Raw genomic sequence first — 11,805 nt, 5'->3', positions numbered from 1 at the left:
AGCGGGTCAACGAAAGAATCGGCCTTTGCGGGATTTGGCGAGGCGCTCGCAGAGCTGCTGATACCGTTTTTGTGTGCTTTCGAGAACATCAAGTACTTAGGTAGGGGGAAAGTTGCCTGAGCTACACGATGACCGAGCCAGGGGGTGCAGTTAAAGGGGGTTCACCCCAGATTTCCACTTGATCGAGGGCGTGGCTGGTGAGGGGATAGAAGCGGACGCTGTCTTCGTTGGGCTTGATCCTTTTCCGGAGCCGTAGCTTGAGCTCCTCGAACTTGTCCTTGTTGAGGACGCACTCGAAGACACTGTACTGCACCCGCTTGCCGTAGCCTTCTAGCAAGTCGGCAATTTTCTTGCGGCGCTTGTCACAGGGGGTATCGTAGGTAACAACATAAAGAAACATCAGCGAATCCGGTAAGGCTGATACAAGTCTTGAGGATTATAGACGGACTGCTTAAACTTCTTAACCTGCTGTGTTAGCAAATCCCAGCGGGGCTGATCCCCAGCAGGAGTTGTAATGGATCCCTCCATTCTCTGGAGAAAAGCTTTGAGGTATTTCTTTCTGCCAGCATCGTTGAGAAAACAGCCCCCATCTCGATACTCGAAGTCTTCTTGGATATCCATAACGCCGCTATTGACAAGCCACAGTACCAGGGAGTCCACAATAGGTGCTCGGAACTCTTCCAGCAAATCGGAAACCAGAGCAGCGTGGCGTTCACTGCTGGCATGTAGGCAACCTTGATAGGGATCCAAATCTTGCAGCTCAATCAAGGTTAATAGGTGGTTCCAGAGCACCATATAGCCAAAGCTAAGCATGGCATTGACTGGATTGGTGGGTGGTTGTCGGGTGCGCTTGAGCAAAACAAATCCTTTTTGTTGTAGGCAATTGCCCAATTCTGGGAAATACAGGGCTGCGCCGATCCCTTCAATGCCGCGCAATTGATCTAGAGACTTAGCCTGCAGAACTTGCTCAGCTAGATGTTCCAGGCTGCGCAGGGTTAGATCCCCAGTTTCGCTGGGGCGCTGCCTAAGTTGCCGCATCAACAACACGCGCCCATTGAGGAGCTTAGCTCGCACTATCTGGGCTGCTGTTTGCAATCGCCATGCTTCAGGGAGTGTTTGTTGCCAATGGGCCAAGCGGCGGTAGCCCCTTTCAATGGGAATGAGGCGACCGTAGCAATAGCCGAGTCGGGAGAGGTAGGCAATGGGGATATTGCGCTTCAAGCACTCTCTTACAACATCGGTAGTCACTTGCGATCGGCCGAAGATTAAAATTTGCTCCAGCAAGGGCAGAGGCACCTCCTGCAAGAGCAAATCGCTCAAATGAACCAGCACAAACTCTTGCCTGAGGCTTAGCCTGCACCCTTGCTGGGAAACATACAAGGTTCGCATTATCGATCATCTCGACGCAGACTCTCTGAGCCTCGCCTTGGCTCTATGGAAGTGCTGGTCTTGGATTGGCGCTCTTCTGGTAAAACATCTACATCAATTTCAGAGCTTGACAAAAGATCCATAATCGCCTCCGTTAAGCTTCCAGAAAAGAAGCTGGCAATTGCAACCAAAATAGTGTTGGTAATCACGGCTGCCAGGCCCAAGGGGGCAATGAGCAAAATGACTAGTGTAATCAGGCCATTGATTGTAGCTGTAACAAGGTTTCTAAGAACTTTGGCTTTGATCTTCTTTCTAGGCATGGTTTTCCCGAAAACTCTCCAAGATTTTTCTATCTCAAGGGCCAGATTACTCCAAAGCCATCGGCACTTCCCTTGAGCTCGTCGAGATACCTTTTCCTAGGATCCGCCGTTGCTCCAAAAACGGTAACCACTTGGTAATCACCCAAATCGGCAATCCAAACCGGAGAGGGTACCTGTACACCCCCACACAAGAACTTGTCGTACCGGCCTTCGCCCTGCCGGCCAAGACGATGCAAAGTTGCCAGGGCATAGGGTTTATTAAACTCTTCCTCGCCGCTGCAGACCACAATCTGGCAGTTGGCATCCACTGCTTGCGGCCATTTATCCCTGTCAACTTGGCCAACACTTCTTGGGCTATTGGGGTTAATAGCCTGCTTGGTTAGAGTCTTGAGAGCGGCAAAAAAGTTTTCCAGACGCTTTTGGAAAAGCTTCTGAAACTCAGCCACCGATTTCGGCAGCTCCCAAAAGGCATCCTCTGACCTGGGAATTAGGGTAGAGCCGCGCCACCAGGGAGCCCGCTCGCGGTTTTGGCGGGAGTAGCAGGGTCTTCTGGCCCCTTGGCCCACACCTCCCAGATGGAACATCATCCAGGTGAGGTTGGCAAAGAGCTTTTTCGCCGCCTCTTGATCTTCCTGCAAAGCATAATTTTGGCACTCGCCCGAAAGACTCAAGACGAGGATCCCTTCTTGTCGTCCGGCAGGTTTATTTCTTCCTTGCTGATTGGGCTCCGGCTCCGGCTGAGAGACTTTGCCATCTAGGAGATCTACATGGATCCAGCCGTGTTTTTGCTTAGGGGTGATGGCGCCAAAAAGTTGCCCTTCCCACTCCTGCACCTGATCGACCGGCAAAACTCCCAGGGCAAGGGTGCGGAACCAATAGCGCAGCATATTCTTAAAGGCCACGGGCCGCACTTCGGCGATGGATCGGTTGTCGTAGCGATTCTTGTCGGGTCTCCAGTTGACTACCTGGCGCCCGTGAATGAGTTGGCCTTCTAGCTCAAAGGGCAGTCGCAAGAATTCTCCCCGGTACTTGTCGGGGGATCTTCCTGAGGAAACCAGCCGGCCGTAGCCAGTATTTACTTGGGATCCCACCCCTTGCTCCAAACCCCGGAGGAGCCATTGCTTAACTTGATCCAGCATCTCATCGGTGCAGCCGCTGCCTTTGCGCAGGCCAATCAAAAAAGTGGCTTGCTTGAGAGAGAAAAATAAGTTGGGGTTGGTCGAGTATTCAAGATTTTTTCCATTCCATTTCCAGACGTTATTAGCAATATCTACAGCCAGCCCCCCCGTTTTGGAGTTATCGGGATCCTCCCGCCTTTGGGGGCGAGTGGGTACCGGATAGGCATCCAAAAAGACAACCTTGCCGGCGCTATCTTTTTCCTCAGCTTGTAGGTGGCCAAACCAAGGAGCTACAGCTTGGTCTGCTTGATCCCAAGATAGGTTGCGCTCTCGCATCAGCTCCCGAATGGCCTGGGAGCGGGCTACACCGCGCAGGGTGGAGCTGGGAATGTAAGGGATCCCTAAGGGATCGAAAGCGGGGAGCAACATGCTCTCTGGGCCCTTGGCCCCACCGACTCGAATTCGCCAGAGACAGGTAACCTGAAAGGTGTCGCTGGCAATGCGTTGGGTGCGCTCGTTCAAAACTTTCAAGCGGGCTCCAAGGTTGATCGTTGTTTCCACTTGGTGCGCCAGCTCCGCTTTGGTGCCGTCTTTAAAAGCATCGAGCCGCGCTCGCATCCAACGCAGATATTCAATAAAACCGGCGGTGGGATCCGGCCTGGGCGTGGGATCCAAGGGGTGACCCAGCCAAGGCGAGGGCTGAGGATTGTTGCCTCCTCCGCCACCGCCTCCACCGCGCGGCTGGTTTCCCCCTCCATTGCCTCCTCTAGGAGAATTGGGGCCTCGATTTTCCTGAGGCGGCCGGCGGCTGGGATCCCCTGGCCTGGGGGGACGAGCAAGCGGCTGAGGCGTGTTGCCAGGACGAGCAGGGCGATGACCGGTCATGGGATCTTCTCCAAAAGCGGGAAACAGGGTTAGGAATTGCCAAGGGTTTGGCGAAATTCACGCAACATGGTGCTGGTACCAATTTCTAGGGCGCGTCGAATGAGTTGAGGTACAAGATTGGGGATGTCGAAGTCTGGAAAAAGCCGGCTGCAGCTTGATTCTACGTAGTCTTCTCCCTGCAGGATAAAGATCCGCAAACTTCGCTCACCCAAGATCCAAACTTCCGGCACGCCGATGGCTCTATAGGCCTCAATAAAAGTTCGGGAAGTAACGTCGGACTCGATGGCCAGATCAGGTGGGGGCAACTGATCGACATCGATCCTGCCCTCGCAACCTCGCACCAACTCCAGGTGATTGACATAGAAGCAGGTGTCGGGCTCCACTCCAGCCCTGCCTGACTTTTTAAGGGTTGTTGAGCCAAAGTCTTCCCAATCCCTACCCTGAGAATCGAGAATGGCTGAGACAATATACCCGGCAATGCGATGAAGGCGCTCGTGTTTGGATAAGGGAGACATGATCTCAAAAGTGCCATCGTAGTAGGCAATGCGAGTGTGGCGATCTTCGCCCAGCTCCTCCAGAATGCTCTCGCAGTCTTGCCAGGTAAGAGAATGAATAACCACTCGGCTGCCTTCTTGCAGGGAAATCGCTTGCAGGGGGATCGCGACGCCCATTACTCCCCTCCTTTAATGTCGTGGTAGATGGCCATGGCCCAAAAGCCAAACTCCTGAGCCAAAGCCAGCCCTAACCCTGTTAAACCTAGATACTCTTCGACTCCCAGTCCCATAAGACGATCCAGACCATTGGAGTTAGCAATTCCCTTCTGACCAGAAATCTCTTCCAGGCAATTAAAGAACTCCTTGACCACTTGCTTTTTGCCGTCTTGGCCGAGGGCATCTTCTTCTGCCTTAAGGCGCAGCATGCCCCAGGTGGAAAGGTAGGTGTAGAGTTCCACAGCCTGGTTTTTCTGCTCCTTAAGCTTTTCTTGGTCTCTGGTTTGAGCCCTTAACTGGCGAAGGGATTCGTAAACAGGCTTGGCCAACGTGCGGGGATCAAAAGTTTCCATAAAACCTCCTCAACTAGTTCCAAGACAACTCGACAAAGCCCCGGCCTAGGCTCTCCTGACCGCCAATTTGCAGAAGCTGGTTATCCTGCAGAAGCTTCCGAAATTGCTCCACTGCTTTTTGGGAACTGCCATTGGCTTGGGCTGTTACCCCCCAGGTAAAGTACATCAAGCTATCGGGGGGAATGGCCTCTTCGTAGCGAAAGCCGCCTTCTACAACTTTGTGCTCGCTGAGCTTAACTTTCACCTGCCGCCACAGGCTCATTTGAATAAGGGTGGCACAGTGCTGATCCGGCAAAACGATGACGCGGGTGATGCTGGAAGACTTGACAAAGTCTTGCCAGTTGGCCCACTTTTTCAGGCCATTTTTCAGGATGGCATCCTTGAGGTAGAGGGGCCGGTTTGTCTCCAAGTTGGTGCTATAGGGATCCGGCACCTGCAACTGCTGGCCACTTAGCCGCAGCCAGCGCTTGAGCAAGAGGGGGCAGCTCATCCAGACTACGCCGTGGCTGAGGGAAGCCACCGGCACCCACAACAGGGATCCATCCCCAATCCAAATGGAGCCTTGGGTAAGCTGATCCCCCTCCCCAATTTCGTTGCCAAAGAGCTCAAACTTTAACTCTTTCTCAGCCACACTGGCCCGCAATTTGCCGCGGATGGTGCTGGAAGGAATGTAGGGCAAGTTGGTGTGGGCTTCGCGGGCAATGCCCAAGAGGTTGCCTTCTTGGGTGGTGCCGCCGGTGTGCAGGGGGGTTAACAGGGTGAGATAGACCAGGTGAAAAGTCATCGAAAAAACACTCCTTATCGACAAAGAACAGGGCTGCAAAAGCATCAGTTAACCCAAGGCAGCCAGAGCAACTCGCTGTAGCCCAACAGCCGCCAGCGGTGGAAGACGTTGAGCCGGCCATCTTCCAGCTCCGGCTCGTCCTGCCCAAGGGGAGCCGGCTGCTCCAGGTAGTAGACGCTGCCGGGCGGGGCGGCAAACACTTGCGGAGCCGGTAAGCTGGTCTTGCGCGGCTCTGTTAGGGAATCCACCTGCAGGCGGCCGCTGATGGGAACCGGCTTGCCGGTGGCCACGCTTACCAGAGGGCCGGTGAGGGAGTGGGCAGGGTGGGGGGTGGCCAAGCGCCATTCCCAGGGCCAGGCGCGGCAGAGGGAGCGCCCATCCACCTTCTTGATGAACACTCCAGGCGTAACCAGGTAGGCCAAGGCCCGCCGGGTTTGCCGGAAGGTCTCTTGGGAGAGCTCCTGCAGCGCTTGCCACTGCTTGCCCAGCTTTGGGCAAGGGCCCAGGAGAGCGCCGTGGCCTTCTCCCCCCAGCCGCACCACCTCTTCTTGCTCCAGGGGCAAGGGATCCCAGGTTTCGCGCTCGGGATCCCAGCACTCGATGGAAAGAGCCAGGCTCCAGCCGGGCTGCAGGCGGATGCAGGTTTCCACAAAGTAGCCATCGGTTTCTCGCACCTGACGTTTGCCTGCCTGCAGGGTGTTGTGGGGCCGCACCTCTGCCACCCAGGGGGGCGGAACGGCTTGAGCCAGATCCCAGCCCTTGCCCTGCAGCGCTTTTTGCACCGCCTGAAAGGGCAGGTAGCCGGCGGCCTTTTGCTTGGGGCTTGGCCGTTCCTCCTCCGGAGCTGCTGCTACCAAAGGGGCGGGCCGAGTGGGATCCCAACGGTAGCCGCTGTAGGAATGCTCCTCTTCCAGCCAGGGGATGGGCACCAGCGGGGATCCCTGGTCAAGGTGCAGGGGGCTGGGGAAGTAAAGCTGCTCATCCCAGCAGAGGAAGGGGCCGAGCAGGCGCAGGGTTGTCGGCTGGCCCAGGTGGGCCAGGATGGCTCCGGCCAGGGTGTGGCCGCTGGGCGGAAAGCCGCTGGTGGCCCAGGCCCGCTCCCCCGGCGCAAAGGGCCTGGCATCGCGAAACATCCACACATCCAAAGGCGATAGCGTGAACCAACTCATCGACCGTTCCTCCCCAATTTCACGGTGCGGTTGCGCAGCACAAAGGCCGCTAGCTTAAACCAGTTTTTGATGGCCAGATCCCAGGCTGCCGGCTGGGCGGGCAGGCTGTGCTGCCAAAAGTGCTGGATAAACTCGATTAGCTTGGCTTGGAAGCGATCCCTCTGCTCGCTTTCGCCGCCAAAGAGATCCCGGCGGCTACAGAACAAGCGGGCCCAATCGGGCACAGCTTCCAAGCTGGGGGCGGGGTGCTGCTCCCAGAGCTGGGCAGCCTGCTCAAACAGCGAGCTTTGATCCTGCTGTTGGCCCAGCAACTTCCAGTCAAAATCCAGCAGGTCTTTCCACTTGTCGAAGGTGTCGAACTTGCTGGTGCCCACCAGTTGGTTGCCGTTGGCAAACAGTACCCGCACCTGGACGCTGTCCTTGGGGCTGCCATGGGCATAGGCCTGCCCTTTGGCGTCTTTTTCCGCCTCCCAGAGATTTTCCAGGGCAATGGCCAAGGGCACCGAGTGGTGGGCAATCACCACGCCAAAGCTAATACTGGCCAGGGATCCCAGAGTAAAAAGAGGGCGGCGGCTGAGGCCAGGCGGCAACTGCGCCTTTTGCCACTGCCAGTAGTCCCCTTCGTTGGCGAACTCCCGCCAGTCGTCTTCGCCGCCGCGGAAACATTGGCGGATGTCCCAGAGCCAGCCATCCCACTCCCAGAGGTTGGTATAGGCCAAAACGTCGTCTCCCCCAGCGTAGATGAGCCTGCCGGCGTAGCGCTGCTCGGTGAGGTAGGGCACCAACTGGCCGGAAAAATCCAACAGGGCGCGGCTGAGGGCACTGTGGGTGGCCGGGCCCATGCGCTTGCGGCTGGTTTTAACAAACTCGCTGAAGGCGTCCTTGACCTGGTCGAGCTCCTCGGAGTTGATGACCTGGCCAATGGTGTCCTTCTGTTTATCGGCTAGGCGCTGCAGCGGCTGGGGCAGGTAGTCGTAGTAGGGTCGCATCTTCTCCCCCCTCAGCCACTGGCCCATGTCGTCGCCGTCGCCGGCGGCCAGCACGTACCAACTGGCGGGGTTGATGCTGGGGTAGTAGCGGCTGAGGGTGGCTTCTATCTCCTGGCGGCAGCGCTTCTGGGTTGCTGCGTCTGCTTCCAGGTCTTCCACCAGCCAGCCGGCGTTGAGCAGCCGCGGGTGGTAGCGTAGGTTCTGCTGGTCGGCCCACGGGATCCCCCACTTGCCGCGCATCTCCCGCAGCACTTCCCGAATGCCGGGGTGGATGGCCTCAACGGCCCGGCAGGCTTGCTCCAAGTGCTCCTGCTCCCGTCGCCCGTGGGTTTTCAGGTAGCCGGCCACACCGGCGGTGAGATCGGGGTAGGAAGCGGCAATCTTGTCTTCATCGAGGTTGGGAAAGAGCTCCGGCAACACCTTGTCCAGGGCCCGCTTGACGGTTTCGGTGGCGTTGAGCTGCTCGCGGCCATCGAAAAGCCCCGCCTGCCGCTGCCAAAGCCGCCGGCTCTCCCCTTCGCCAATCCAGCGATCCCTGGGGGAAGGGTGAACCACCGGCCCCAGGCCGGAGACGGTGCTGCGCGGTCCAAAGGCCACCGGCAGTTGCCAATCGCGGGCCTGTTTGCAGGCAGCCTGCAGCCGGCGCGTCGCCTCCACCGCCGCTGCCCACCAGGAGCCGACGTTCAGCCCCGGCTTGCCCTGGCGGCGCTGCTGCTTTTGGGGATCCCAGAAGCTGATCCGCAGGAACTTCAGCTCCGCGTCGGCAAAAAGCTGCCGCTCTCCTGTTAGGTGGTAGGTGCGGTTTTGGGCGCTGACCCAGGGATCCCGTTCGACCGGCTCCTGGGACTTGAGGATGGCGGTGTCTTTGAGCCTTTGCTGGGGGGATCCCAGGGGTGCTGCTGCCCAATAGAGCTGCCACTGGTGCTCCAGCCATCCCTCCCAGGTGGGATCCTCCGGGCGCAACTGCACCAGCCAGCGGCGCTCCAGTTGCAGGTGCTCCAGCGCTCTTTCGGCCAGGTGGCGCCATTCTTCTTTGAGGGTCTGCTGGGCCAACTGCATGGCCGCCTCCACCCGCTCTTCCGGCAACAGCAAGAGGATCACGTTGGGGAAGCCGGCGGTGAGCAGGGCGTGGGCAGAAGGCTGCGGGATCCACTCGGCAAATTTGGGGTACTTCTCCAGCAGCCAGGCATCGATCAACGGCTGGCCGTAGAGACTGGGGTAGAGCAGGCAGTCGGGACCGTATTTTTCTGCCAGCCGCCAGCAAAGCCGTGCCGAGAGGTAGTGCAACAGCCAGGATCCGGCCCAGAAATCCCGCATCTTGCGGCTGGCTTTAATCAGCTCCTGGATGGGGTTGAAGGTGAAGCTGGCCAAAAAGGGCCGCGTGAACTTGGGCTCGTCGTAGCCGGCCAAACAGCCCGCCAGGGCCGCCACGACACTGGTGTGGCTCCACAGGGATCCATCCGGCAGCCGCGTTTCCGCCGGCAAAAGCAGGAGGTTCTCATCGCCCAACTCCCGAACCAGCGCCTGGGGAAAACAGCGCCAGAACCACCAGAACACCTTCTGGATATCTTCCTCTTCTTGCCGGATCCAATCGGGAATCACCTTTTTCTCTAGCTGCATCAGGTGCTCGGCGCGGGAGCCGGCCTGCTGCAGGGCCCGGTGTTCCTCTTCGGGCAGTTGCCAAAAGCGCTTGCGCCCCGAAAGCAGATGGCTCATCTCTAGGCCCGGCCCCAGGCTGTAGCCGCGATCCGCTACCTGGTAGTCGATGGCAACCGGCAGGTGGCCAATGGCAGCCCGATCGCTGGCGGCGGCAACCAGATCCGCATCGCCAACGCTTGCTAGGAGGGATCCTTCCGCCTTGGGCGAGATCCACCCTTGCATCGCCGCTAGGTTTGGCCACAGCCCTTCCTTAGCGCGGCCAGAGGCGTCGTGGAGGGCCTTGAGGGCAGGATCATGCAGCAAACCCCAGAGCTTCGCTTGCCAGTAGTGATGAGACATGGTGTTTTCGCAGGAGAGTTAAAAACTGAACGCGCAAGAAACAAAAAAGTAAACAAAACCCCAACAGCCACCCGATACCTGGGTGCAGAAGCTACAAAACAAAATCCACCAATCCCGACCAGCCCTCAGGTTTCTTTAGTATTTCTCCAGCTCAGTAGGACTTGTGCAAGCTAAGCCCCTGCCAACTGTTTGACCGAGCTTGAAAACTCAGAACCTGAGGGTGGGCCGATGTCTGTAGCCTACTGAGAAATGGAAGGATCCCCTTCCAATTCCCCTTCTGTCCGGGTCAATTCCGGAAACAGCGCCTCCAGCCTGGGCAGCAGATCCCGCAGCACAAAGCCCTCCAGAGCTTCGCTGGGAAGAGGTTCGGGATTCATCTGCACATGGGCCACGTCGTTGCGGTACTGGCTAAGGCGAGACCAAAGATCAGCAAGCTGCTGGACATCGGGGACGTGGGCGGCAATGGGAGGAAGGAACTGAGCCGGCTCCGCTTGCTGGATGAGGGATCCCAACTGCTGTTCAATTCCCTGCCGCGCTTCTCGTTTGCGGTAGTCTTGGATCCCCTCACAGAGGCAAAGGGCAGAAACCACCCACTCGCGGGCCAGGAGAAGGGCTTGAGTGGTGAAGCGCTTTTCCACATACCAGCGCAGCAGTTGAAAGTGCTTTTGAACTTGAGCTCGGGGATCCTCCTTCTGGTCTGCCGGCAGCGCCAGTTGGCTGTAGCTATCTTGAATGCTTTGCAGCAGCAGGCCAAAGGGCTTAGCAAATTGGCCCACCTCTTCGGCCAACTCCTGGGTGGAGTGCTTTTGCAACCTGGGCAGGTCATCCTCCAAAAGGCTCACCGGCCTCACCAGCTCCAGGGAACGGGAGATGTCGCGGATGGCTTGCCCAAAGCTCTGCAGCCGGGTAGGCCTGGGATCCCTTTTGCCGGGCTTTTGCTGCCGGTAAAAGTCCCGTTGAACCCTGTCCAAAAGCTGTCCCAGCTCCAGGGCTGAGCCGGTGCTGATGAACTTGTCGGTGGCCGTCAGCCAGTCCAAAAGCCGAAGGGCGGGGGTGAGATCGATAATGGGGGTTTCTGCCTGACCAGGGCGGTAGAGGCCGTAGTAGAGCCCCTGGATCTCGACATTTTTGGCCTTGCGCAAAAGGGCAGCTCCCAAGAGCACCAGCAGGGGGATGGAGCGAAAGGCGTGGGTGATATCAAAAAACAGCCGGGTGTTGGGCTCGATGCTGTCAACCAGCACGTCGAAGATGGCCCAGGTCTCCGCCTCGGTTTTGCCCTCAGGAATGCCTTTGGCCACCTTCTCCACATGGGGCGGTAGATCTTCCTGCAGGCGGCTCCAGTGCTTGGCACGGGCCTCTTCCGTCAGCAGGAGGATAATTCTGTCAATCTCAAAGAGCTGGCAGAGGGCTTTGGCAACGTAGCAGGTTTTCTCTGCCCGCCGCTCCCCAAAACAATACACCGTCTCGGTGTAATCGCCGGTGCCCAGGGTGGTCAAAAGGGTTTTAGCCATGGGGATCCTCGCGGTTGGGTCTGCAAAGCATCAAAGCACAACCGCCTGCAAGCTACCGCGACCTGGAAGCCCCCCCTTCACGAAAACAAGACGCCTTTTCCCAAGCAGTGAAGGTGGAAAGAGGCCAGAGTTAGCCTAGAAAGCAGTTGGCCTCTGGAACGATGGGGATCCTGGCATGCTCTCGACCGAAAAGCTATCGATGACTCCTGAACAGTTTCTTGCCTTGCCAGAGGAAGACGCTACCTACGAGCTGGTCGATGGGCAAGCTGTTCCCAAACATGAACCCATGTCGCCAAAGCGCTTCCATGCTCGTCTTCAGCCCATTCTGTGGCGAATCCTTGAGGACTGGTGCTCCGCTGCTGAGTGCCCCAAGCCGGGATCTGCTCATACTGAATGGGCAATTCTCCTTACCCGACAAGCGCAGCCCTGGATCCCGATCCCAGACATCACCTACATCTCCCATGAGCGATTGCCAATTGAAGCCATGGCCGATGAGCCCTGTTCGGCCATTCCCGAACTGGTAGTGGAGATTCTTTCTCCCGGCCAGAGTTTTGGGGCTGTGGTTCAAAAGGCAGCGGACTATCTGGAAGCCGGGATCCC

At 57.8% G+C, this 11,805-nt stretch carries 11 protein-coding genes; 1 reads left to right on the top strand and 10 read right to left on the bottom strand.

Going from position 1 to position 11,805, the window contains the following annotated elements; all coding sequences use genetic code 11:
* Positions 1-121: 121 nt before the first annotated feature.
* From cas2 to csx2, 10 genes are all read right to left on the bottom strand, one after another.
* Positions 122-400, bottom strand: a complete 279-nt coding sequence (gene cas2, locus NW852_RS03020; protein WP_414335550.1) for a CRISPR-associated endonuclease Cas2 — start codon at positions 398-400, stop codon at positions 122-124.
* Positions 400-1,389, bottom strand: a complete 990-nt coding sequence (gene cas1, locus NW852_RS03015) for a CRISPR-associated endonuclease Cas1 (protein ID WP_414370225.1) — start codon at positions 1,387-1,389, stop codon at positions 400-402. The genes cas2 and cas1 overlap by 1 nt, the downstream gene beginning before the upstream one ends.
* Complete coding sequence (csx18, locus tag NW852_RS03010) at positions 1,389-1,688, bottom strand: CRISPR-associated protein Csx18 (RefSeq protein ID WP_414426454.1); 300 nt, start codon at positions 1,686-1,688, stop codon at positions 1,389-1,391. Before csx18 ends, cas1 begins: the two co-directional genes overlap by 1 nt.
* Before the next feature lie 29 nt (positions 1,689-1,717).
* Positions 1,718-3,691, bottom strand: coding sequence for an RAMP superfamily CRISPR-associated protein (locus NW852_RS03005; protein ID WP_414426453.1), 1,974 nt, complete (start codon positions 3,689-3,691; stop codon positions 1,718-1,720).
* A 29-nt stretch (positions 3,692-3,720) separates the two neighbouring features.
* Positions 3,721-4,362: a Uma2 family endonuclease gene (locus NW852_RS03000; RefSeq protein WP_414370228.1), complete on the bottom strand. Its 642-nt coding sequence runs from the start codon at positions 4,360-4,362 to the stop codon at positions 3,721-3,723.
* On the bottom strand, positions 4,362-4,754 hold the full coding sequence (locus NW852_RS02995; protein WP_414366231.1) for a hypothetical protein: 393 nt from the start codon (positions 4,752-4,754) through the stop codon (positions 4,362-4,364). The genes NW852_RS03000 and NW852_RS02995 overlap by 1 nt, the downstream gene beginning before the upstream one ends.
* A gap of 13 nt (positions 4,755-4,767) precedes the next feature.
* The gene (cmr4, locus tag NW852_RS02990) at positions 4,768-5,538 is read right to left on the bottom strand and encodes a type III-B CRISPR module RAMP protein Cmr4 (RefSeq protein ID WP_414366230.1); all 771 of its coding nucleotides are present in this window, start codon (positions 5,536-5,538) and stop codon (positions 4,768-4,770) included.
* Positions 5,539-5,582: 44 nt separating this feature from the next.
* Entirely contained in the window at positions 5,583-6,707 is a 1,125-nt protein-coding gene (locus NW852_RS02985; protein ID WP_414370229.1) for a type III-B CRISPR module-associated protein Cmr3, read from the bottom strand.
* Positions 6,704-9,658 (bottom strand): type III-B CRISPR-associated protein Cas10/Cmr2, encoded by a 2,955-nt coding sequence (cas10, locus tag NW852_RS02980; protein WP_414426452.1) that lies wholly within the window; start codon positions 9,656-9,658, stop codon positions 6,704-6,706. Before cas10 ends, NW852_RS02985 begins: the two co-directional genes overlap by 4 nt.
* A 275-nt stretch (positions 9,659-9,933) precedes the next feature.
* Positions 9,934-11,205, bottom strand: coding sequence for a TIGR02221 family CRISPR-associated protein (gene csx2, locus NW852_RS02975; RefSeq protein ID WP_414426451.1), 1,272 nt, complete (start codon positions 11,203-11,205; stop codon positions 9,934-9,936).
* 175 nt (positions 11,206-11,380) lie between these two features.
* On the opposite strand from csx2, the gene NW852_RS02970 reads away from it, so the two are divergent.
* Positions 11,381-11,805, top strand: a 425-nt coding sequence (locus NW852_RS02970; protein ID WP_414426450.1) for a Uma2 family endonuclease, incomplete at its 3' end; no start/stop codon positions are given.

The sequence above is a fragment of the Synechococcus sp. H60.1 genome (genome assembly GCF_047462335.1).
GTDB lineage: Bacteria > Cyanobacteriota > Cyanobacteriia > Thermostichales > Thermostichaceae > Thermostichus.
This window is presented reverse-complemented; position numbering and strand designations above follow the sequence as displayed.